Consider the following 23,892-nt stretch of genomic DNA (forward strand, 5'->3'; position numbering starts at 1 on the left):
CTTGCCAGACATCCCCTTTAAAAAGGGCAATCAAAACGACAAGCGAAACCTCCACCACCTTAATAATATAGGAGTGCAAGTTTCGCTAATCGAAAGGGGCAACTGCCCAACAAGATATGACCGCTGTCGGTTCATCTCCTGCTTGGGAAAGCGAGAAGGTGTCTCCAGGAGAAAGAAAGAGGACATCATGTTGTCCCAATTCGCACGTTTCACCAGTCCCAGTTGTCACACCAGCATTTCCATCCTTTAGCACATAAATCGCTTCACTATCTATCGGTTCATGTGTAAAACGCTCACCTTTGTTGAGGGAAATGTAATCCAAGGAGAGATGAACAGAGCCTTTTTCGGGTGAGACCACGCTACGCCAATCGGTGGATTTCCCAAAAACGGGACCACTACGCGCCATATTGATCACCTGAACGTTACTCCGATGTCCATCTTGGGGCATCGGGGCTTCATCGGGAGTATCCCGTTCACCCCGGTAGAGTGCCATATCCGGCGGAGCCTGGAAACTAATGAGACGCGCCATATTCGGCGTTGTGTTCACCGTTCCGTGGACCTCCCCTGCAGGCACAAAAATAACATCGCCCACAGCAATCGGTGTATAAACCTCCCCCTGTCGAATAGCCCCACCACCCTCCAAGACAACAATCGCGTCTTCCGAGGCATCGTGGTAATGCTGTGTAAATTCTTGACCGGGGGCGTGAACTCCGTGGTTCAGCGTCAACTGTTTGGAACCCATATCGGGATGCACAACACGCCAATTTTTACCTTTCCCCATTTGAAAGGGCGTTCCGGATTGCAGATTCAAGATTTTCATTTTTTTCTTCAGTCCCTAAAGCACAATATGCCTTCAATAATGCTTAAATACCTACAGACTTTTTTCATAAAAAGATACAACCGTATCCCCATAACGCGCTTGCCGACTTTGTTTCAAACTCCCAACTGCGTCCGGCACAACGTACTGCTTCGCATGTTCAACAAGCAGGACACTACCGACACGGAGTAGCGAACTCTCAGCAAGCAACTTTAGACAGTCCGTATAGAGTTGCGAGCCATTCACGAAACCAACACTGTATGGCGGATCAAAATAGATAACCTCAAACACAGCAGACTGCTTGCAGAGGTCCGAAATCCCTTTCACAGCATCGCGACGGAGCAGACAATGCCTCGCCTCGGATCCAGCAAGGAGTCCACACATACGGAGATTTCGCTCTATAATCTCGATGCACCGCGCGTCACGCTCCAAAAATGTGACATGCTTCGCGCCACGGCTTAATGCTTCAATCCCCATACTCCCTGTACCGGCACAAAGGTCTAAGAAGTTCGCATCAACGACCTGCTCCCGCAGAATACTAAAAACCGACTCTTTAACCCGATCGGCAGTCGGACGGACGAGACGATCTCCTTTAGGAGCAGCCAAACGTCTACCCTTGAATATGCCAGCAATAACGCGCATGAGTTACCAGTTATCGGTTAAGAAAGGTTTTAAAAATCTACCCAACTTGAAGTGCGCTAAGAAGCGGTTATTGTTACCAGAACCTTCTTTAACTGATAACTGACCACTGACAACCGACAACTATTATATGAATAACTCCTCTATCGCCGTGCCATCGTCAACAACCCGAATTGGACGACCAGATCGGGAATAGTTCTCTTCGGCACCGTCGATCCCAAGGGCAAAGCAGAGGGACGCGAACAGGTCAGGCACTCGGACAGCACCACTGGCAACCTCAGTCCCATCCTCATTCGTACTTCCGATGACCTGACCACCGCGTGTACCACCGCCTGCAACAACCGCCGACCACCCCTCGGTATGATGGTCGCGTCCATCGTTGTCATTAATCTTCGGTGTGCGTCCGAATTCGCCGAGCCATAGCACAATCGTCTCCTCAAGAAGATCACGTTCAGCCAAATCCTTCAGGAGCATCGCGAATGCGGGATCCACCATATCAAGGAGTTCTTTCGTCCGTTCAAAGTTGTTTTCATGCGTATCCCAGCCATCTATTGAAACCTCCACAAATTTAACACCGGCTTCCACGAGTCGGCGTGCCATCAAGCAGCCCTGACCGAACTTATTCATGCCATAAGCCTCACGGATAGCAACGGGTTCCTCATTGAGATGAAACGCATCTATTTTGGGGGAGTTGATGAGCTGGTCGGCTTTCTTGTAAATCGCTTCGTGTGCTTCCGTGCTGCGCCCAGTCCGTTTCGCAATGAAATCCGCTTCAATCGCCTTGAGCATCTTGAGACGTTCGCGAAAACGGTGTGTATCCATCTGCGCAGGATAGGAGAGGTCATCCACAGGACTCATCGGATCCTTGACGATAAACGGATCGTGCGTCGCACCGAGGAAACCACCAGAGTACGCCGGCGCATTGATATTAACGCAACTCGGAAGATCGGAAGTGTCATCTTCAAGGTAGTAAGAGGTGAGTGAACCGAGGGTGGGATGTCTGACCGCACCACCGGGGGCATAACCCGTATGCAGTAGATAGCGTGCGCGTTCATGGTTTCCTTCACGTGAGACCATCGATCGGATGATGGAGAGATGATGCGCCTGCTCCGCGACATTTGGGAGGTGTTCCGAAACCTTTATGCCTTCAGCACTCGTCGGAATCGCTGCAAAGGGACCGCCGTTTTTGGTGCCGGGCTTCGGATCAAACGTGTCTAATTGACTCGCGCCACCGCTCATGAACAGCACAATGCAATTTTTGGCGCGCGGCACAACATCCTCAAGCTGCGCAAGTCCCATCGAACTAAAATGCTGCATCGCGACGAGTCCTAAAAAACTGCCGACACTACTTTTGAAAAACCCACGCCGTGAGATCTCTTTGTGCCATAATTCCGGGGTATCGTATTCTGGCACCCACAATTTCGCGTCCATGTCCACCCTCCTTAATTCTTCATTCCTATCATTTTAACATGTTCACGTCTTTTAAACAAGGACAAAATTTAACGGAAGGGTGGAAGATAAGATGGAAGGTTTTGTGTGAAAGCTCATGCGAGCCATGGAATGTGTTGATTTTTCAGGTAAGGGGTGAGACGTTCTCGGAGTTGGAGGCGGGCATTGCGAAGATGGGTCTTGATAGTACCTTCGCTCCGCCCTATCTGTTTTGCGATGGTTTTGATAGGCATTTCATGAACATAGTATAGAAGAAAGACGCGTTTGCGTGTCGGTGTCAGGGGCGCAACAGCCTCCTGAAGATGGTGTCGGAGTTCCTGCCGCTCAATGTTGTGGCTTGGACAAGGATGTGTATCTATGATGCGACGTTCGTCGATGTCATGAATGGGTTCAATGGTGTGTGCTACCTTCCGTTTTCGGTAGTAGTCGATACAGACATTTTCGGCGATGCGGTAGAGCCAGCTGTAAAACGAAGCGTCTGCACGGAAGGTGTTGATGGCACGAAACGCTTTTATCCATGTCTCTTGTGTCAATTCCTTTGCGATTTCGGTGTCTTTGACGCACCTCAGGATGTGGGTATAGATTTTGGGGTGGTATTTTCGCACCAAGGATCAAAGGCTTCGGTATCTTCCTGCTGTATATAGTGGATGGATGCGTGTTCGCCGAAGTATGTAAGCAAAGTGGTTCGCGTGTGTGGATTGGTAATCGTTTTAGGAATTTGGAGGAATACAAGTTTCTATGATGTTAAGATTTCCCTTTTTTCAATATTAATCTTTGTCTCTTCGTCAGAGGTAATGATTTGTAGTCTGTTATTTGCACTATAGCGGAGTGCTAAGGATGTCTTGGTTGGGAAGAAGAGCAGCAAGAGGTCAGCAAACCGCAAATGTGGAGCAATTTGCTGTGCGCCTGGGCCGCGAGTACGGATTGTTAGAAATGTTTCTTTAAGCGGAGGTATTGTCTTAACGTTGAGAATGAGGGTTTCTTCTTTCCAGTGCGGTGTTTCAGTGAGTTTTAGGGGTTTTGGAGACATGGTTTATCATATTAGAAAAAAGGAAACGTAGTAACGATGTAGTATAACCACGTTCCCTTTTGAATTTCTGTCAGTATTGACGATCTATTTTTGCCATATACTGACGTAAGCATCAGTCAGTTTCTAACGAATTAACGACAGGCCCTTGCAGAAGCATATCTGGTGATCTTTGTAAGGCCATGGTTGATAACATCGCGGATCCCATGATTTGCGTGCACAGGATCACATCGTATTCCCTGGCCCGTATCGTAGCAAAATTCCCCATCAGGTGGATGATCGCTGTCCGTTACTAACATGCTTCGCCATTCAGTATCTCTCGAAAGAACCGATCCATCAGGGCAGACCGTGGTAATCTCGCAGCGATAAAAAATTCTCTTATTAGGGGTCGAATGGGCAGTGTCGGTGGTAACCAGTAAAGGCATTACAATAGCAAATACAAATAGGAAGACGGAAAAGCCTCCCAATATTTTTTTTAACATTTGTTCTCCTTATGGGATAAATGGTGAACGGTAAAAGGAAACGCGCCGCATGTAGACAGTCCGCATGCGATTTTTTCATTCTTTTACCTTTTCACCTTTGGTAAATTTGCTGGCATGAGCCAGCGTCTGAGATAGGTCCACTCACTTTTAGAGAGAAGAATCAACCTACCTGCACAGTAAAAAAGCCTCGCGAGTTTTAGTTATCATTATCATCATCCTGTTCTCGAAGTTGCCGAAGATGTGAAAGTGCAGCTTGCATTTCCTGACGCTCCGCATCTGTGAGTATTTCTCCCAACAACTGTTTTCGTAGGAGATTCAGATAAGTGTGGACCTCTGGGATGTCTCCGTATTTTTTCACATACAATAACCTCTGGGACTCTATGAATCCCTCAGGATCCTTTTCCATCCATACCTGTACTTCATCTTTAGGTCCGTCTTGTGGCGGTAGATACCCTTCGGTGGACACTGCGCGAATGTCTCGCATTGCTTTTAGGTTTTTTTCACTTGGGAAGAGGCGGTACATGGCTTCAGAATAAGCGATGGCTTGCTCGAGTGTGATATTATTCTTGGGTTTTAGGTTAAATACTATAATGTAGCGGAGCTCGGGAGTGTCCCCAAACTGCTTGAGAAGTTGGGCGAACTCATATTTTTGGCGCAACTCGGGATCTTCTGTCTTGGGCCAATCTGGCGGTGGGTTTAGTGCTAACAGCTCAGCGACATCCGCATCTGTGAGTTCCCACGCTTCACCTGTGGTTCCGGGGGGCCATTTGAATTCTCCCGATACAAGAGGAGCCGTTGGATTGACGGGGTCGTCTTCTCTGTCGCCGCATCCCCAAAAAGAGAGTAAACTGACGAAAACTGTGAGTATCAAAAAGAAACGAAAACAAAAAAAGTTGTGAGTGTTCATGAGATCTCCTCTATTCAGAGCTCTCAGAGCTCATTGTTGCCCCTGATGCTTTTATCTCCTGAAAGTCTTCGATCGCTTTTTTATTTTTCTCATTCGGAAAGAGATAATAGTTTGCTTCAAGATAGGCTTCAATATTACCAAGAGTTTGCGGGACACCCTTTGCAACGTTTAAATTGTGTTCGCCAACGGTATGAACTTCTGGAATGTCCCCAAACTGCTTGAGAAGTTGGGCGTAAAGGTATTCTGCGTGCAACTCCGGATCTTCCGTTTTGTACCAATCTCGGGGCGGATATGTGTCATCAGCAGTGTCGGTAGGTTCACTCTCTGGATGGGTTTGTTTCCACGGATCGCTCTTTGGGAGTGCAGCATCAAATGCGCTCTCGTCTCGCCAGTCATATCCGCTACTGCCGATGTTCGTTTCGTCCCCGTGGGAGTGCGGCACAGTCTCATGGGAATGCCCGTGGCTGTGGTCGTGGTTGTGGCTGTGCGACGGAGTGATGCCCGTTTCTTCCTTACCAGTTTCCTTTATTGCCCTCGTTTTCGGGTCTGGTGTTACCGCTTTATAGATTTTTATGGGTTCTTGAGTTTCAGTTTTTGGCTTTAAGAAAAGGACAATTCCGCTGATACAGAGAACAACAACTGCAGTAGGTGCCCAGTACCACTTTCGTTTGAACATCCAAATATCTCCTATATTAAAGGTGCTAACCTGAAAGTCTCACAAAACAGAGGCGTTTTATGCTACATCACATTAGTTTGTCTGTCTTAAAGCACTTAAAGCAAATTTCATGCCAATGCCCTAATAAAACGTAATCTGTGTGTCAAAACCAGTGAAATTACAAAAGCCTTATTTAGTTTGATGCGCCCAAAATATAGGTAGACGCTCGGTTTGTCAAAGCAAACAGAGACGTTTACTTTCAAAAAACTACCCCCTTGAAGAATGGAAAAAGTTAAATTCAGGACAATTCTGAACCCCGTCATTTTTGACGTGTACGTCATTATTGACGCACCTAACCCCGTCATTTTTGACGTATTTACCACAAATAAAAACTGGACATCCTTTTCGCCGTGAGCAGGATTTTATCAGATTTTCGTCATTCATCCAATAAAGAAAACTTCTCATTTTCCGTGCGCTTCTCTTCGGATTGATCGTCAGCACGATGCTTTTTCAACTTCCGTTGCAAGGTCCTTACGCTTATCCCCAACATCTCCGAGGCTTTTTTCCGACTCCCGTCAAGCCGCGCCAATGTGGTACGGATGAACGATCCTTCCATCGCCTCAAGCGTCGTGTCGAAAGGAAAACTTATCTCCTGTTCATTTTCAGATGTAAGTAGTTCTTTAAGGGAATTCATGGGGCGTTCCTGACACATCCGAATCTCCTCGGGTAGATGCTCTGGTAAAAGAACCCCCTCCTTGACAGCGTAACACGCCCTTTGAATAGCACTTGCCAACTCCCGGACATTCCCGGGCCAAGCGTAACTTTCAAGGAGAGCCAACGTACTCGGTGCTATCTGTGGAACTTCCGAGTCATAGGACAAGCGATATTTCTTAAGAAAGTGTGTCACTAAATCTTCAATATCTTCTCGTCTTTCCGCCAACGTCGGTAGAGAAATAGATGCCATATTCAACCGATAATAGAGGTCTTCACGAAAAAAGCCATCTTTAACGGCTTGTGTAAGATCTCGGTTGGTAGCCGCCACGATTCGGACATCCACCGCGATCGGTTTCTCGCCACCGACGCGTTCAATCTCACCCGCCTCAATCGCCCTTAACAACTTCGATTGCATAGCAAATGGCATCTCCCCGATTTCATCAAGGAACAGTGTCCCCTTGTCTGCCCTTTCAAACTTACCAATATGACGTGTATCCGCACTCGTGAACGCGCCTTTCTCGTGTCCGAACAGTTCACTTTCCAATAAGTCTGCCGGCATCGCTGCACAATTGACAGGAACCATCTTTCCCGACTTGCCACTGTTTTTGTGTAAGGCACGCGCGACCAACTCTTTACCGGTCCCGGTCCTGCCGAAAATCAGGATCCTCAGCGGCGTAGCCGCAAAATTCTCAATGCGCTGCAGAACCTCAAAAATTTGGGGACTCCTCCCGATGATCTCTCTGTAGTCCCCAGACAAACTATCTCTGGCGGACGTAACTTGAGAAACTGTCTCCTCTATAACTGCAGATACACTATTTCTCCGTTGTGGAACCAGTACATCGGCATCATCCCCGTGGATTATCTTTAAGATTGGATCGCTTGTAAGAGGCGAGGTCTGCGTACCTTGATTGGCCGCAATAGAGACCTTGTATCCCATCCCTTCAAGATCTTCTTTTACCTCTTTCGCTGTATCAGGTACATTACTTACAATAACAATGTGTTTCACTATAGAGACCTCCTTCCCGATCCCACTGTCGCTGGCGAAGGTGTTTTTGTTGGGGTGTTTCCGTTAGTATCCTCGCGATCGGTACTTGCCAAATGGATATAATCCGTTCATTAAACGTGAGTTTGATAAAAGTGAGATGTTGAGGTTCGCTTAGACTTGCAACCCGCAACTACTTAGGTTATAACTTATGTTAATTTTATCAAAATTATCTCAATTATTAAATTAAAAGACTATATCTAACCAATTTAAAAGACTATATCTAACCAATATCATACAATATTTTTAGGAAAAAGCAAAGAAAATTTTGTGCTGTGTGCGATTTTTAGGAGGTCTCCATCCAACCTAATGGAAATCCGCAGAAACACCCAAGCAAAGACACTAAGCAAAAACGCCTACGGGAACTTCAATTTTTATTTTCAAATGCACGTTAAAAATAAAAGGTTGCTGTTGAACTAAAATGGTGGTGAATGTAAGAGGAGGAAGGTGTATAAAAAACAAGGGCGGAGACTCCCCGCCCATAATCTTCAACTTGGTGTGTAGGTTGGATTAAAGGGATACTGGCAACTATCATATAGATAGTCAAAGGCACGCGAAACCGAATATTACTACAGACGGGTTTTCTTACTTTAAGTCCTGCTGCTTGAGTTTTCCCCAGAGCGTGGTCAATCGGTTAGTAGGTTCTACAGCATACGCAACATCAGTCTGGGTCCAATCAAATAACCACACACCTTCCTCATATTCATCCAAGAATTCTTCATGGGGGCCTCCGTTGATAGGTGCTGCGAAGTTGCGATATGTTCCGTTCCATCTTATTGTGTAAACGACGTACTGTCCATCAGGTGACCATTTGAGGTTAAAGTAGCCTCCCTGGGCTTCTTGCGTTTCTATAGCTTTCAAGTTTGGTCGGCCAGTAAGTGAGACAATGCTAATCGTATACGTAGTTGCCCAACGCCCGTGTGCAAAAGCCCTATTCGCAAAAGCGAGGTATCTCCCATCTGGTGAGAAGGCGGGGTAACCACCATCTCTGCTTATCTGTAAAACTTCTTGGGTTAGGATATTCAAGATACAAACGCCGTCGGAAGTACTATAAACGATATGTTTTCCGCTCGATGACCATTCTACAGTATACGCCTCACCCTCTTTTAACAGGTAGACTTTCGGTCGCAATTTCTTTAATTCATGTTTTGGAATGAGATATATCCCAGTCGCTGGTGCCGGTCCTGTCCGCTCGTGCGTGAAGACGATATCACCGTTTTGTGAGATGTCGAGACCCCAAATAAGACTAAATTGCTGACGTGTAAGGTCTCGAACTTTTGGAAAATCAGCCTCTTTATCAAAAACGTAGATGTCGTTACCAAACATGAGTTGATTGTGCAAAGCCATCGTGACGACGAGGTTCCCATTTGTTTGTACGGCGAGTCCCTCTGGCGAATATCCCAGGGTAAACAATGGGTGATCATCGCGTGCTTTTTCCACGTTGGTGATCCAGAGTTCGTTGAATGCATTAATTGGAGGTCTAAAGATGACTTCGCCAGTAAGTTTCGCCTGTGCTGTTGCAAACGGAAGCAGGAAAGTCAGACATAAACAGAGGAATTTGAAAAAGGGTTTCATGATAACTCCTTTTGAAATTCACCGAGTCAAATATTTGAGTGCGACTGACACCCATCAACGTTCACACAGGCACCCGTCACAAGGCTTGCCCGTTCCGATGCAAGAAAAACAACGACATTCGCGATTTCTTCCGGCTTCCCGAACCTGCCGAGCGGCATATCGCTCTTTACAAAAGCCTCCATCGCCTCAGGGTCCGCCGCCATCCGACGCGCCCAACCGCCACCCGGAAACAGAATCGAACCCGGGGCAACGCTATTGACGCGGATATTGTCCGGTGCGAGTTCTCTCGCCAACGATTTTGTCATGCTAATCTCAGCAGCCTTTGAAGCGTTATAGGTGATATGTCCGCCGCCTTCCCTGCCGTAGATAGACGTTATCATCAGAATGGCACCGCCACCTCGCTTTTTCATCTCAGGGATCGCGAGTCGGTTAACGCGTGCCGCAGAAACAAGGTTCAAATCAAGGATCTCGTGCCATTCGGTATCCGAAATCTCCTCCAAAGGTGTCCACCGACTGCCACCCACGTTGTTCACAACGACATCGATCCCGCCGTAGGTGTCCACCGTTTCTGTGATAAACGCCTCAACCTGTGTCCCATCCGTAACATCCGTGAGTTTAGCGAAAACCTCCGCACCTTTCGCTGTGAGTTCATCCGTAACACTTTGGAGTGTATCCTCGGTTCTGCCACAGATGCTCAGCCGTACACCCTCTTCAGCGAATCCGTGTGCAATCGCGCGACCGATCCCACGGCTCGCACCCGTTACAACAACCACTTTGCCTTTCAGTCCTAAGTCCATTAGAATCCTCGTCCTTTCTTGTAGTATGAACTTGTATAGTAACACCCTAATATATCTATGCTGTTATTATAGCGAATAACCCTGAAAATATCAACGGGATAGTTTTCAGTCTTCGGTTCTCGGTTTTCAGTTATAAGATGCGAGGATACAACCCTCGCCAGCAACGGTGAGGGTGTTTTGCCCAATGACTCCATTAAAATAAAAACACACTTGACAATTTACAAAGCTTGTGGTAAAATATATGTGTTGAAGATAATAGAAAATTCTGTCCGATTTAAAAAACAGGGAAAGGACTCATGGCATACTATATCACTGACGAATGTATTGGGTGTATGGCGTGTTTAACCAATTGCCCCGTTGACGCAATCACGGGTGACAGGAACATGCTGCACATCATCGATCCAAATATTTGTATCGACTGCAGTGCGTGCGGGATGGTCTGCCCCGTTGAAGCGATTCGGGACCAGTTTGGTGAGGTGTGCAAGTTTATCCGCCGTCCAACACATCGACCCATTGCCGTCATCTACGAAGAACTCTGCTCCGGATGTGATTTCTGCGTTCACATCTGCCCCTGGGAGTGTTTAGAACTTAAGGACCCGGACACCGGCGAGCACGCCGAAAGTTTTTTCGGCATCTGCGAATTGGTTAAACCCAAGGATTGTGTCGGATGCAAGTTGTGCGAAGAAGTCTGTATCAAAGACGCTATTCGCATTGAATCGCCTGTCCTCGTGGAGTTAGATGAAGCCGCAGATTAACATTCAAGGCAACACACCCAAGACTCACGCAGCCCTTTCGCTGTCGAGGTTTGGAACCTCGACAGCCGCACGTAATATGTAGGGATTCATAGAAAATTGCGTAAGTCCTAACACCTTTGTAAGGGTGCAATGTTTCCAATGGCGAATATCCATCTTTACAAACCAAACCTTGTCATCGTCATTTCTGGACCTTCCGGCTCAGGGAAAAGCACCGTTATTAACGCCCTTTGCAAATTGGATGAAACGCTGCGGTTATCCATCTCTGCAACAACGCGTAAGCGGCGTCGAAGTGAAAAAGACGGTGTTGATTACCACTTCTTATCAAAAGCAGAATTTGAAAAGCATATTCAGCAAGGCAGCTTCTTAGAATGGGCAGAATATGGAGGCAACCTCTACGGCACGCTCAAATCTGAAATAGCCGCAGCACGCGAAGCCGGGAAAGATTCTATTTTAGAGATCGAGGTAAAAGGTTCTCTGCAAATTCAAAAGCAAAATCTTGCGCCAGCGAGAAGTGTGCTCATCTTCATTATACCCCCACCTTTGACTGTCTTAGCGAAACGCCTTCGCCGCAGAAAAACAGAATCGGAGGCAGAACAGAAACAACGATTGGACATAGCCAAATCCGAAGTCCAAGAGATTAAGAATTACGATTACTGGGTTAGCAATCCAGAGAAGGCAATCGAAGAGGCAGTTCAACAGATTCAGACTATCATCGCTGCAGAACGCTCCCGCGTTGATGACAAACTGATAGAGACAATTAATCCACTGCTCGGTATTGATGGCACAGATTATAGTAAACCCTAAAATAATCAAATGGAGATAACCATGGATACCATAAACGACTTTGGCTTCAAACGAAAAAAATATATGCCAGTCTTTCCAAAAGCAAACGGTAAAACGACTGTCTATATTGAAGGTTATCCGTGTGAAGATGACGAACCTATGGCCGCAACCTATTTTCACGGCGAACAGATTGCATCACTTTACGAACAGTTCAAGCGATACTTCGCAATTAATGAACTTGTTCACATCGGTATCGACAGTTTTATCTATTATAGTGAAGGCGACATCACAAAATGTGTGGCACCTGATATTCACATTGTGTTCGGGGTCGCGAAGTATCCGTTACGGCGTAGTTTCTATACGTGGGCAGAAGGTGCCGCCCCGGTTGCTGTCTTTGAGTTTCTCTCCGACGCGACGGCACGTCAAGATAGAAATGAAAAAGTCGGTGTGTATCTAAATGATATAGGTGTCCAAGAGTATTTTATCCATCAACCGGAGCTGAAGAAACCCGCAGAGTTTCGGGGGTGGCGGCAGGATCTATCAGGTAGTATTGTTGAGATGGAACCGGATGCGGAAGGTGGTCTGTTCAGTGAAGCGTTAAATCTCTACTTTCACTGCGAGGAACAACATCATACACACGTTAGACTATTGCGTCCGTATCTGCCAGACGGCACGCCGATTACGACTTCTATGGAAGAGCATTCCCTTCGGATAGAGGCAGAAACGCGCGCAGAAACAGCAGAAACGCGCGCAGAAGCAGCAGAACAGGAACGACAGGAAATGGAAGCCGAGCTAAAACGGCTCCGTCAGCAACTCGCTCATCACCAGAACAACGATATTTCATGAAGCATACGACAAACACAAATTATCAGTTGCAACACTCCTTTACGTTCTACATATCATCCTTCAGATTGCGCAAATAAAATCTTGTAATCCTCAAAAATATGGAATTCAGAGGGCGAACGATCATCTTAGGTGTTACAGGCGGCATAGCCATTCACAAATCGCTTGACGTGGCAAGCCAACTCGTTAAAAGCGGTGCTTACGTCCACGTCGTGATGACGGAGAACGCCACACGTCTCGTACAGCCCCTGCAATTCCAAGTCATCTCACGAAACCCAGTCCTCCTGAATCTCTTCGACACGGGGACAGATTGGAAGCCACCCCACATTGATCTCGCCGACCGTGCCGATCTATTCGCGATTGTTCCTGCGACAGCGAACACCATCGGTAAACTCGCCAACGGCATCGCCGATGACGCACTTTCCACCGTCGCGGTTTCCGTTCACTGCCCGATACTCCTCGCACCCGCAATGAACGGACACATGTATCAAAATCCCTTCGTCCAAAGAAACATCGACGCTTTGAAAGCCCAAGGTGTCCATTTCATCGAACCTGAAAGCGGTGATTTAGCCTGTGGGTATGAAGGTACAGGACGACTGAATACAGTAGAGACGATCCTCCAAACTATGAGTGATATTCTAAAGGGTCGCGATTCGGAGGGTACGCCCCCTACTAAAAGAGCAGATGATTTGCAAGGGAAACGTGTCCTCGTCACGGCAGGTGCAACGCGCGAATACATAGATCCCGTCAGATTTATTACCAACCGCTCCAGCGGAAAGATGGGGTATGCTATCGCTGAAGCGGCAGCACAGCGCGGCGCAGAAGTCCGTTTGATTAGTGGAACCGCCACTGTCCCCGCACCCGTCGGTATTAAGATCGAAAAGGTCGAAACAACGCTCGAAATGCACGACGCTGTCCTGCAAGCATTTGATGAAACGGATATCGTCATCATGGCAGGAGCACCCGCTGATTATCGACCACGCGAATTTACGCCCCATAAAATCAAAAAAACGAACGACACATTAACACTCCCACTCGAAAAAAATCCGGACATCGCACAGGCTCTCGGCGAACAGAAAACCCATCAAACGCTCGTCTGCTTCGCCGCCGAAACCAACGACCTCCTCGAAAACGCGCAAAAGAAGTTAATCCGTAAAAACTGCGACCTCATTGTCGCGAACGACATTCTTGCGGAAGGCGCGGGATTTCAATCCGATACCAACATTGTCACCTTACTGGATCGGCACGGCACCTGCGAACAACTGCCACGCGCCTCAAAGCGTGACGTAGCGGATGTTATTTTAACAAAGGTTGTTTCGCTATAGTTATAAGTTATAAGTTAAGAGGTTAGAAGTTAAAGAGGGTTTGGGTTGCAAGCAAAACGTTGGGGGTGACTCACCTCTCTTAACCAACAACCACTCCCCCGACAATCCTTCAAAAATGAACCACCAACAGGTCCGCGACTTCTTTGCCCTAAATCAGACCCGTCCCAAAAAACAGTTAGGACAAAACTTCCTCGTTAACCCAGAAGTCCTCAAAACTATCGCCGAAGCAGGGGAACTGACAGACACCGATACAGTCATAGAAATCGGTGCTGGTTTAGGGTGTCTCACGGATGTGTTAGTGAGGCATGCCAAACGCGTAATTGCCGTTGAAGTGGACGAATTGTTGTACAAGGCTTTAGAGGCACAATTTTCGATGGATTCGCGCGTTCAACTTTTTAACTCTGATATTCTTAAATTGGAACTCGATTTATTGTTGTCTGACGGTCTATGGAACGAGTCTACGACTTGTTACGGCACATGGAGTGTGCCTACTACTTTTAAAGTCATCGCTAATCTGCCCTACAGCATCACAACACCCATCCTGTGGAAACTCCTCTCGCATCACAAAGAGATACATAGTTGTGTGTTGATGATGCAGAAGGAGGTTGCTGAAAGGATCGTCGCCGGACCGGGAGGAAAAGATTATGGTGCGTTGACAATTGGGGTTGGCTATCGCGCCGATACGGCATTAATCTCGACTCTATCGCCAGAAAATTTCTACCCTGCCCCCAAAGTGGATTCCGCACTCTTAAAACTGACAATGCGTGAAAACCCAAAGGTTGCCGTTGACGATGAGGAACTTTTCTTTAAAATAGTACGGACAGCGTTTCGGACGCGACGAAAGATGCTAAAAAACACCCTAACCAGAGGCAGACTCGCACCGGCAGAGGTATTAGCCGCCGCATTTGAGGAACTCGGCATAGCACCACAGAGACGCCCCGAAACATTAGACATCACGGAATTCGCAGCCCTCACCAATTTCTTGTCTCGATCTTAGGTATTTATATTAATTTTAAAGTCTGTAGGGGTTGGGTTACCCAACCCTACGGAATCACAATCGGACATCCAATTCAAAAAGTTGCCAATGCACAATCTTCAAATCCGGTCCTTCACGGCGAAATTCAAATTGGCAACGGGCTTTGAGCTCCCTTAAATCGAGATCTTCTCCCTTTTCGGCGTTTATATCAAGCTGAAGCGTTACCGCCGCTTTCCGGGCATGTGTAATATCCATCTCCATATCCTGGAACAGGAATTGAAGTGAGACATACTCCTCAAAGAGTTGGGTCATTGCCGGAACAACATCCGCATAATTCTCAGGAATAATTCCTGATGCTACACCGAAAAGTGTCGCTGGATCGTCAGCAGCGACGTACGTCTCCGAAAAGAGTGCCTCAATTGCTTCAATGTTTTTCATATCTACAGATTCAAGGAGGTCAGCAAAATTGTCAAAAAATTCCTGTATCTCCTCAACCGGATCCCGAAGTGGTGTCAACATAATATCCACAACCAAACGCTGTTGATTGAGGGTAATGGGCTGGCTATACGGTTTGTAATCCGGATCTGAAACAATTAAGGTATGGGTATCTCCATAAGGAACACCTTGAAAGGCGTAAGCACCATCCACGCCAGTTTCGATCGATTGTTCCAGCAGTGTTACAGTTGACCCAGGAATTCGATTCCCTGTTCCAGCATCCGTGATGCTTCCAGAGACTGCTCCGTATTCAATCACAACTGGTTCTTCAGGTTCAGTTGTCTCTTCCGCTTCCCCACATGCAAAAATACATGCCAGCAGTAACAGAAGTAAAATATTTTTTTTCAATATCATGGTCTGTTTGCCATCCTTTAATGGCTATCAGTTATCAGCACTCGCTGGTCAGCCAGAGAGCCTCGTGGCATTCAAGTGAGCCGCGCATTCCAAACACCGACAACCGACAACCGAAAAGTCAGATTTTATTAGAATCGAAAAACTTCTCAAGCGTTTGTGAATTCGGCGGTTTCGTGAATAGAGAAACGACTATCAGCGTGACAGACGAAACAGCAATCAGAATCGCAGCAGGCATAATACCGGTTCCGTCCACACTATACCCCGGTGTCCGCCAGTTTTGAAGAAAGAAATAGAGCCATAATAAGATAACACTTATAATCGCGGCGAACACTCCCAACTTTGTGCTGCGTCGCCAAAACAACGCCGCAACCACAATCGGAAAGAGACCCGCAAATCCGGTGAACGACCAAATAGCAAGTCTAAAAATACTCGGTGTCGCAATGAGTGAGATTAGATAGGTAATACAAAGCACACCACTCACAAAGAGCCGCCCGACCCATACCCGCTGTCTCTCCGAAAACACTTCCCGGCGATAATGCTCAACAATATCGTGTGTGAACATGCTCCCAATAGCAAGCGATTGTGAATCCAATGAGGACATAATCGCCGCGAACACTCCGGCTCCTAAAAACCCAGCCAAAACACCAGGGGCATGCATACTAATCATCTGAATCAGTACGTTGTTTGCCTGCGCCCCCTTTAAACCGGGAACATCTACACTCCCCAATATTCCGAGCAGCACACTCGGAATCCATACAATCGCGATACACAATGGATACAGAATGATTGCATAACGGAATGTTCCCACATCCTTGGCTGTTAAGAAATGTGAAAAGATATGTGGGAACATACCAACACAGAGCGGAATACAGAGATACGTCAATAATTCCAACGGTTTTATATGCTCCGCCTGCATCAGCAAACCCGTATCTACTTTAGAGATAGCGTTTGAAAACCCACCCATCCGATTCGTGATAACAAAAAACGTGATGCCTCCGAGGGTCATGAAAACGAGCGTCTGGAACGTGTTTACCCATGCAGTGCCTCGCATGCCACTGTAGGTAACGTAACAGAGGACGACAGCACAGATGAGTAAACCCCCACCCCACTGTGGAATCTTGCCATCTGTGAGTGTCGCCAATGTCCCGCCACCGCCCATCACTCCGATAAGTAGATACGGGATGAGCAGCAACACAAACACGATGAAAAGAAGCAGCCCCAAACCATCGGATTCCCACCGGTCGCGGAAGTACTGTGCCTGTGTCACATAACCGAACCGCTTTCCGAGCCGCCACAGACGAGTTCCGATGAAAAGAAACACACACGGCACAACTATCGCTGAAGAAGAAGCCATCAACGCAAAAACACCGATACCTCTGTGATAGGCTTCACCCGATGCACCGAGGATCGAGAACGCCGTCATGTTCGTGCCAAAAAGCGTCATCAACAGGATAAACCAATTGATTGTCCGACTCGCGACGAAGTAGTCTTCCGCAGTGTTTCGGAAGAGTTTATGGCTCAGAACACCGAGCAACAGCACCATAGCGAGGTAGATAAAAATAATCGCAAGACTCATTTCTCTCCCCAATCCCCGCGCGCTTTGACGAAGGCTGCCATTAGCAACGTCGCCACAAGGCAGTAACCGATATGATAGAGCAGCCCTACCGGTATGCCCAAAACGAGCTGCGGTGTCTTCCAGAACCAGAAATCGTTGTGTAGTAAAAACAGTAGCACGAGCAAGCCGGACAACAACCATCTAACCGGGTTTTTCATGACGCGCCTCCTTTTTTGCCAGCCAATTATAGTAGAAAACGGCAATACTTGCGAGGACAACTATTCCATGAATCCACACGAACTGCATGCCGGTCGGTAGAAAAAAGAGAATGAGCGCAGCAATACACAAAATGCCGCGCGTCCATAGCGTCAGTCTGTTAAAGATATAACCAGCAATCGCAGCCGCAAAGATAATCGTCCCAACTAACGTTAGTGAGAAATTCCCGAAAACCGTCCACATATCCGGCGTACTACCATCCCCACTCAACCAGAGTAACGCCGGTCGCAACACAAACACGTAAGGCAGTGCAAAACCGACAAGCGCGAACCTGAACGCAGCGAATCCCGTTGCCATTATCCCCGAACCCGCGATGGCAGCTGCAGCATACGCCGCCAAGGCGACAGGTGGAGTTACCATCGACATCATTCCGAAATAGAAAATGAAAAAATGCGCAGCAAGTGGAACGACCCCCAAATCCAGAAGCACGGGACCCACCAAAATAGCCATCAATAGATAACAGACCGATGAAGGCAAGCCCATTCCCAGAATAATCGTCGAAATCATCAGAAAAAACAACGCTAACATCAGATTCGTAGACGCAATCGGCAAAAGTGTTGAGGGCAGCTTGCTACCGATACCCGTTAGTGTCACCACACCTAAAATGATACCGACACACGCTGCAGCTGCAATCAGCGACACACCGCTCTGTGCAGCGTTTCCCATCGCCTTTGAAATCCCCGAAATCCCGACGCGGGTTTTAGGATGAAAGAGACCCACAACCAATACAACTAACAGACTCCAACTCACCGCCCGGAAGGGTGTAGCACCCATTCGCAGGAAAACAATCAGTGTGATAAACGCCGTGAAAAAGACGACACCTTGCATCTTAGGAAGTTTGTCCGTAGACGCACGCGTTTGATTTTCGTCCGTAGCATCGACATCCGGAGCACTATCCCACGCGGCGTTCCCGATATGTTTCGCCAAAAAATGCACCATACACAACATCGCCACATAGTAAAGGATCGCTGGTAATAATGCAGCTTTGATGATCTCAAAATACGTAACAGCAGGCTCTACGATTTCGAGCATCATATACGCCCCTGCGCCCATGATCGGTGGCACCAACGCGCCACCAGAACTCGCAGCAGCTTCAATACCTCCCGCCATCGCCGGTTGGAATCCGGCGCGTCGCATCAACGGAATCGTGAACGTACCGGTCGTTGCGGTGTTCGCAACGGCGGAACCCGACAATGATCCCATCATACCGCTGCCCAACACGGCGACCTTCGCAGGCGCACCTGCGCTTGAACCAAACACACGCCTCGCCAAATCCAAAACGTAACCGGTTGCTCCCGTGCGTTCCAACAACGTCCCAAACAACACAAAAAGAAACACATAAGTGAACATCACTCGCAGCGCGACACCAAATGTGCCTTGACTGTGCAGAAACGTCTGGCTGACAATCCGTTGAACGGAATATCCGCGATGCGGAAACAATCCATCCGGCATAAACTGACCAAAGCCAGCGTAAAGAAGAAACGCAAGAGAGAGCAGCGGGAGCGTCACGCCAATAGAACGGCGCGTCCCCTCTAAAATCAAGATAAGTCCAAACCCGCCAACCACATAATCCAATAGCCGTTCCGCCCCCGCCCGATCCCCGAGGGACTTATCACCTAACCAAAATGCTCGGAAGATCGGTTCCGTTTGACCGACAACATAACCGAAACAGATAATCACACCGACTATCAGCACGATATCCAAAAGCCGAAAGACAAGGTAGTCCGCAAAACGTGGATGAATAGGGTATTTCAAGAATACCACTATTAACCCCAGCATCGCAAAGAGTGCCAACTCAGATTGTGGTGCAAGCTGCGGATAGTTAACCTCGATTAAGATAAAGAGGCACAGCAGCACCGAGACTGCAAGAAAGATGTTATTTTTTATCTTTTCTCTCAATAGATTAACCAATTCTGCTTTTTGGATCTGCTGGTGTGATTTGAACTTCCACCATAACTGTCAATTTTAGAAAAACAACCATCGCGGACCGAGTTTTGCGGCGTACTCGCCCAAATGCGAACTGCCTTCCTAACCGAACCGAGTTTTACACAGAAACCTTGAAACTTTCAAAAACCTCTTGAATCCCGTAGGGATGGTATCTGTGTAGAAAAACGGGACCTCACAGACCTAAGCCCGGTAGGGGCGGCATTTGTAGAGAGGTTGTTACTTGAAAAATCCCTAAATTGACACCTATAGTGTAGTTTGAACTTCCACCTATTTTCAAAGCGAATAACGGGATACCCTAAATTTCTTTAAGTTTAGCAGGAAAGAAGCGGTAAATCAAGGGAAAAGGGTAGCACTACCCACTCGTGATAGGTCAAATGTTTCATTGTGCCCCTGAATATCAAATTCTGTTTGCTACGAAAAGGTTCGGAATTGCCGAGTCAAATCAATCTGCTGCCCAAAAAATATGATCATTTTGACATCCAGTGTTTCTTCAAACAAGCATCCGAGGTGACGAAGCGGATTTTCATATCTGCTTCCAGTACAAGTCCACCACGCCAGCGGTGTCGGAATCACTGCTTGAATTGATTTGATAACTTCTATTGGATCCACATTCGGCACAATCGGGTCCCAAATCAATCCGCTTGGATAGCCTTCCGACGACTCAGACCATTCTGCATAACCAATGATGTCGCTATCGCGACGTAGGACACGGTAATTATTCAAATTGAACTGATTTACCTTCACGTGCCCTGGTGCCCACAAAACTCGGAAATTCTGCCTTGACCATCTCTTATCTAATTGATGTAAGACCTTTAAATCTTCAAGACGCGGGTCTGTCCATTTGAGTTGAGAGTCCTCCGAACTCGGCAAGAGTTGTGTGCGTAATGTTCTGGTAACCTCCTGATATCCGACCTTCCGATATAATCGAAGAGAGGCTTCCGTATTTAGGTCAAGGATACTTCCGCAACAACCTTTCCTCTCAAAGTAGGTGTGCACCTCCTGCATCAAACGGGTTGCAATGCCTTGCCGACGCATATCCGGGGCGACAAAGACATCCATAACCTCTCCGAATTTCTGAACCTTTCCCTCAATATCGAGTGTAGTAAGTTCACCCATAACATGTCCAACAACCCTTTCATTGAGAAACGCCAAACGAATCCCTTCAGGTTCAAGGTCCTCATCGTCAAACTTATGTCGAAACCAATCTTCATTGGTATTAGGTCGAAATGCCAAGACAGCGTCATCATCGCCAGGCATCCAATGTCTGTAAACGATTGTATTGCGCATACGTCTCCTTTCGTGTAAATCACATCTGACAAAACAGATGTACCCCTTGAAGTAACCACATAACGCGCGGTACTTGAAGGGGCTTGTCGGCGTATATTAAGAGGTTCAAGTTTATGGGAATTGCCCAGCAGAGCAACGGGAACAGTGAAAGGGCAGTGGAATAAGACTAATTTTAAGAAGTTAACACTTTGAGAAAGGAAAAACCAACTGTTAACTTTCGAGAAAAGAAGTAGAATCAGTGGTGCACGCACAGCAATTGCCAAAGCGGTTAGCACCTTGTTCAAAAAGTTTCTGGTTGAGGTGTTTAGATAGAATCGTCAAGTCATCTTCTTGTTATCTCCGCTGATAGAGTAAGGAAATTATACACACTAAAAAATCGTTTGTCAAAAAAATTCTAAAACATAATCTTTGAACATGGAGAAAAAACAGAAACTATCTTAATTCTCGGTCCGGAGTGCGTCAATAGGTGAAAGCCGCGCCGCCCGCATCGCGGGGTACACGCCGAAACTAACACCCATGAAAACCGAAAAAATAACAGAAGTCAGTATCCAAGGTAAAGAGAGAACGACGGGCCACTCAGGCAAAATTGGTACGATGCGTACGGCGAGTCTTGCCATTCCGTGCGCCGCTAACCAACCTCCCGCGATACCAAATATGCCACCACAGAAACAGAGACATATTGATTCTGTCAAAAATTGCCAGAAAATGTGAATCTGTCTCGCTCCAACCGATTTTCGTAAACCGATCTCCCGCGTTTTCTCACCGACGGAGACAAGACACATATTCATAATACCGATGCCGCCAACGAAAAGCGAGAAACTTGCGATACTTCCCAACGCGATTTTTATCATCTTTTGCGTGTGCGCAAGCCGCTGAATATTACCTTTCGGTATCCAATAACCGATAAAGTCATCTTTCCCCCGGTGTCTTTTGCGAAGGACATCTTTAACCGAATCAATGACACTGTAAACATCCGCATCTTTTTGAAAAAAGAGAACCAATCTATCAACATACGGGTTGCGGAAAATCCGTTGTTGACGCGTTGTCAGCGGGACACAAATGGTATCATCTAAAGAACGCCAAGAACTGAGACTACGACCCTTTGCTTTCATCACACCGACAACACGTAGCCTCACCGAGGGCAACCGCCAAGAAAACCGCACCTTTACCTCTTGACCAATAGAAGAGGTTTCGCTAAACAATTCACTGGCAATACTGGCACCTAAGACACAGACCTGAGTTGCGTTTTCAATATCGTTCTCGGAGAGGAATCTGCCCTCTTGAATCTCCCAGTGCATACCGAGTGCATAGTCTGCGGTGACACCTTCGAGACGCGGAGCGGGTCGACTGCCGTATCGGCTACTAACGAGGTGCGGGCTGAATACTTCATTTTTCGGTAAAACAAATAAGACGTTGGGACATTCTGCTTCAATGGCATGAGCGTCCGCAAGCGTATACCGTTCAGTTGTCCGCCGCACGAGCCCTCGCCGCTTCCAAATGGTACTCCGTGTCCACAATTGGACTTGGTTTGCACCACCAAGTTTTTCAAGGTCTTTAACGATGAGACGTTTCGCACCATCGCCGATAGCCATCATGCATAGCACACTTGCAATCCCGATAAGAATACCGAGAATGGATAACCCAGCACGCAATCGGTTCTGAGAAAGATGTAAGATACCCGTAGCGACAACATCATGGATTTCCATTTTAGTAGATAAGGTTTCATAGCCCAGAGAATGATAATACCATCAAGACTTCCACCTCCAAGCAGGACCTCATCTGCTAAAAAAGAATGGTAGCCAGATATCACCGTTATAGAAAAAGGTAACAACCCTAATTTACCACTAATTTTTTAGACTTAAAGAGGGAAATATTTGGGAAAAGGTTTAAGAAAATGAAAAAACGAGGAAAAAGCGGTTTCCCCCAAACAAATCACAAACAAATTTTTTGCTTGTATTTTCGTGTGTTTGTGGTATACTCTTAGGTAGAAAACTTCACCTACACTGTTTGGAAAAATCTCTATCACTCAACAAAGGAGAGTATCATGAAACATTTGGTCTCACTCACCGCTCTGATCGCTCTACTCGGTTGTGGAAGCGATTCAGACATTATAACACCGGATCCATCAATAAATATGGTCCAATCCGCTAAAAAACTTGAGCCGCCAGTCGAGGAGGAGCCGTTAGCAGAACTGCCCGATGTTATCGTTCAAATACTCAATCAGGGCCCACCGATACCACCGTTAGATCCCAATGTTATCGCTGAGATATTAGAGAAGGATCCACCGGAGCCCCCAGAATTAGAACCTCCAGAGGTACCCGAAGTTATTATCGCTGAAGTACTTGAGAATCCGCCAAAGATACGCGTCTTAAAACCACCCGAAGTTCCTGAGATTATTATTGAAATACAGCAGAATGATGACCCACCAATGATAATAAGAATAAACCCTCCTGAAGCCATGCCTGAACCTCCGAACGGGGATCCGCCGCCTGACGAGTAGTCGCGGCAGAACCAGTAGAGGATAAAGAAATATCCGTGATTTAGATTAAAACCCAAGTCGGAAATTTTGGCATGCACAGTAAAATCCGTGCCGAAGTTTCCGATTTGCTTATGAACACTCTTAGATTTCTCCGAACTTACACTTCAAGGAAATTTCTTGTGAGATTCTTGCTATATTTCTGTTGTTTATCAATTGTTCTTACAGGCTGCGGTTCTAAACGTTATGAGAATACACCACAGGATTCCATATACCTTCAGGCGAAAATAGATGCTGAATCGGATGCCAAACACGATGTCAATTTACTGGCTTACTTTGGAGCAGGCGTGAGTGCACCTCTCGCCGCAGGGATGTGTGCTTTGATGACTGGATGTATCGCTGACTTGCACTTTGGACATAGTCAGCCCGAACCTTCGTACATAATTGCTGGAATGAGTGCTGCAACGGTCTTCAGTCTATTGACTCGATATTATATGCGTCTCCATCCACCGAATCCGCCCCCTGAAAGATTGATCGGAAAATCGCCTGAATACGTCAAGTCTTACGCCAATGCTTATCGGGAGAAAATGCGATCGTATCAGATTAAATCAGGTGCCGCAGGATCCGCCTTCGGTTGCCTGACGCTAACCGGTGGGACTGTTATTATTATTGTCGGTGTGGTGGGTACGGATGAGTGATGGAAAGCAGTATCGTGA

General features: G+C 47.0%; 22 protein-coding genes. 7 read left to right on the top strand and 15 right to left on the bottom strand.

The window, feature by feature from the left end:
* Positions 1-85: 85 nt before the first annotated feature.
* The 9 genes from OXH39_11025 to OXH39_11065 form a co-directional block, all read right to left on the bottom strand.
* Positions 86-820 (bottom strand): cupin domain-containing protein, encoded by a 735-nt coding sequence (locus tag OXH39_11025; GenBank protein MCY3550980.1) that lies wholly within the window; start codon positions 818-820, stop codon positions 86-88.
* Between the two features lie 51 nt (positions 821-871).
* Complete coding sequence (gene rsmD, locus OXH39_11030) at positions 872-1,459, bottom strand: 16S rRNA (guanine(966)-N(2))-methyltransferase RsmD (GenBank protein ID MCY3550981.1); 588 nt, start codon at positions 1,457-1,459, stop codon at positions 872-874.
* Between the two features lie 123 nt (positions 1,460-1,582).
* On the bottom strand, positions 1,583-2,887 hold the full coding sequence (locus OXH39_11035) for a DUF1501 domain-containing protein (protein ID MCY3550982.1): 1,305 nt from the start codon (positions 2,885-2,887) through the stop codon (positions 1,583-1,585).
* A 113-nt stretch (positions 2,888-3,000) separates the two neighbouring features.
* The gene (locus OXH39_11040) at positions 3,001-3,510 is read right to left on the bottom strand and encodes an RNA polymerase sigma factor (protein ID MCY3550983.1); all 510 of its coding nucleotides are present in this window, start codon (positions 3,508-3,510) and stop codon (positions 3,001-3,003) included.
* A gap of 1,100 nt (positions 3,511-4,610) precedes the next feature.
* Entirely contained in the window at positions 4,611-5,321 is a 711-nt protein-coding gene (locus tag OXH39_11045) for a hypothetical protein (GenBank protein ID MCY3550984.1), read from the bottom strand.
* 10 nt (positions 5,322-5,331) lie between these two features.
* Positions 5,332-5,997 (bottom strand): hypothetical protein, encoded by a 666-nt coding sequence (locus OXH39_11050; GenBank protein MCY3550985.1) that lies wholly within the window; start codon positions 5,995-5,997, stop codon positions 5,332-5,334.
* A 415-nt stretch (positions 5,998-6,412) separates the two neighbouring features.
* Positions 6,413-7,696 (bottom strand): sigma-54 dependent transcriptional regulator, encoded by a 1,284-nt coding sequence (locus tag OXH39_11055; protein ID MCY3550986.1) that lies wholly within the window; start codon positions 7,694-7,696, stop codon positions 6,413-6,415.
* Positions 7,697-8,317: 621 nt separating this feature from the next.
* Positions 8,318-9,307 (bottom strand): hypothetical protein, encoded by a 990-nt coding sequence (locus tag OXH39_11060; protein MCY3550987.1) that lies wholly within the window; start codon positions 9,305-9,307, stop codon positions 8,318-8,320.
* Between the two features lie 26 nt (positions 9,308-9,333).
* Entirely contained in the window at positions 9,334-10,104 is a 771-nt protein-coding gene (locus OXH39_11065; GenBank protein ID MCY3550988.1) for an SDR family NAD(P)-dependent oxidoreductase, read from the bottom strand.
* A 296-nt stretch (positions 10,105-10,400) separates the two neighbouring features.
* Between OXH39_11065 and OXH39_11070 the strand changes: the two genes are divergently transcribed.
* The 5 genes from OXH39_11070 (at position 10,401) to rsmA (ending at position 14,807) form a co-directional block, all read left to right on the top strand.
* Positions 10,401-10,859, top strand: coding sequence for a 4Fe-4S binding protein (locus tag OXH39_11070; protein MCY3550989.1), 459 nt, complete (start codon positions 10,401-10,403; stop codon positions 10,857-10,859).
* A 138-nt stretch (positions 10,860-10,997) separates the two neighbouring features.
* Positions 10,998-11,663, top strand: a complete 666-nt coding sequence (gene gmk, locus OXH39_11075) for a guanylate kinase (protein ID MCY3550990.1) — start codon at positions 10,998-11,000, stop codon at positions 11,661-11,663.
* A 21-nt stretch (positions 11,664-11,684) separates the two neighbouring features.
* The gene (locus OXH39_11080) at positions 11,685-12,488 is read left to right on the top strand and encodes a hypothetical protein (GenBank protein ID MCY3550991.1); all 804 of its coding nucleotides are present in this window, start codon (positions 11,685-11,687) and stop codon (positions 12,486-12,488) included.
* Between the two features lie 98 nt (positions 12,489-12,586).
* Positions 12,587-13,810 carry a bifunctional phosphopantothenoylcysteine decarboxylase/phosphopantothenate--cysteine ligase CoaBC gene (gene coaBC, locus OXH39_11085; GenBank protein MCY3550992.1) on the top strand — a complete coding sequence of 408 codons (1,224 nt, stop codon included), beginning with the start codon at positions 12,587-12,589 and terminating at the stop codon, positions 13,808-13,810.
* 115 nt (positions 13,811-13,925) lie between these two features.
* The gene (rsmA, locus tag OXH39_11090; protein MCY3550993.1) at positions 13,926-14,807 is read left to right on the top strand and encodes a 16S rRNA (adenine(1518)-N(6)/adenine(1519)-N(6))-dimethyltransferase RsmA; all 882 of its coding nucleotides are present in this window, start codon (positions 13,926-13,928) and stop codon (positions 14,805-14,807) included.
* A 54-nt stretch (positions 14,808-14,861) separates the two neighbouring features.
* Here the strand turns inward: rsmA and OXH39_11095 are convergent, their stop codons facing one another.
* The 6 genes from OXH39_11095 to OXH39_11120 form a co-directional block, all read right to left on the bottom strand.
* Complete coding sequence (locus OXH39_11095; GenBank protein ID MCY3550994.1) at positions 14,862-15,635, bottom strand: carboxypeptidase regulatory-like domain-containing protein; 774 nt, start codon at positions 15,633-15,635, stop codon at positions 14,862-14,864.
* A gap of 118 nt (positions 15,636-15,753) precedes the next feature.
* On the bottom strand, positions 15,754-17,211 hold the full coding sequence (locus tag OXH39_11100) for a sodium:solute symporter family protein (GenBank protein ID MCY3550995.1): 1,458 nt from the start codon (positions 17,209-17,211) through the stop codon (positions 15,754-15,756).
* Positions 17,208-17,408 (bottom strand): hypothetical protein, encoded by a 201-nt coding sequence (locus OXH39_11105; protein ID MCY3550996.1) that lies wholly within the window; start codon positions 17,406-17,408, stop codon positions 17,208-17,210. The genes OXH39_11100 and OXH39_11105 overlap by 4 nt, the downstream gene beginning before the upstream one ends.
* A complete protein-coding gene (locus OXH39_11110) occupies positions 17,392-19,365 on the bottom strand; it encodes a TRAP transporter fused permease subunit (GenBank protein ID MCY3550997.1) in 1,974 nt (657 codons plus the stop codon). Before OXH39_11110 ends, OXH39_11105 begins: the two co-directional genes overlap by 17 nt.
* 459 nt (positions 19,366-19,824) lie before the next feature.
* Entirely contained in the window at positions 19,825-20,700 is an 876-nt protein-coding gene (locus tag OXH39_11115) for a GNAT family N-acetyltransferase (GenBank protein ID MCY3550998.1), read from the bottom strand.
* A 437-nt stretch (positions 20,701-21,137) separates the two neighbouring features.
* A complete protein-coding gene (locus OXH39_11120; protein MCY3550999.1) occupies positions 21,138-22,406 on the bottom strand; it encodes an ABC transporter permease in 1,269 nt (422 codons plus the stop codon).
* A gap of 338 nt (positions 22,407-22,744) precedes the next feature.
* On the opposite strand from OXH39_11120, the gene OXH39_11125 reads away from it, so the two are divergent.
* A complete protein-coding gene (locus tag OXH39_11125) occupies positions 22,745-23,200 on the top strand; it encodes a hypothetical protein (GenBank protein ID MCY3551000.1) in 456 nt (151 codons plus the stop codon).
* A gap of 158 nt (positions 23,201-23,358) precedes the next feature.
* The gene (locus OXH39_11130) at positions 23,359-23,874 is read left to right on the top strand and encodes a hypothetical protein (GenBank protein MCY3551001.1); all 516 of its coding nucleotides are present in this window, start codon (positions 23,359-23,361) and stop codon (positions 23,872-23,874) included.
* The last annotated feature ends 18 nt before the right edge of the window (positions 23,875-23,892 follow it).

This window comes from Candidatus Poribacteria bacterium, assembly GCA_026702755.1.
Taxonomy (GTDB): domain Bacteria; phylum Poribacteria; class WGA-4E; order WGA-4E; family WGA-3G; genus WGA-3G.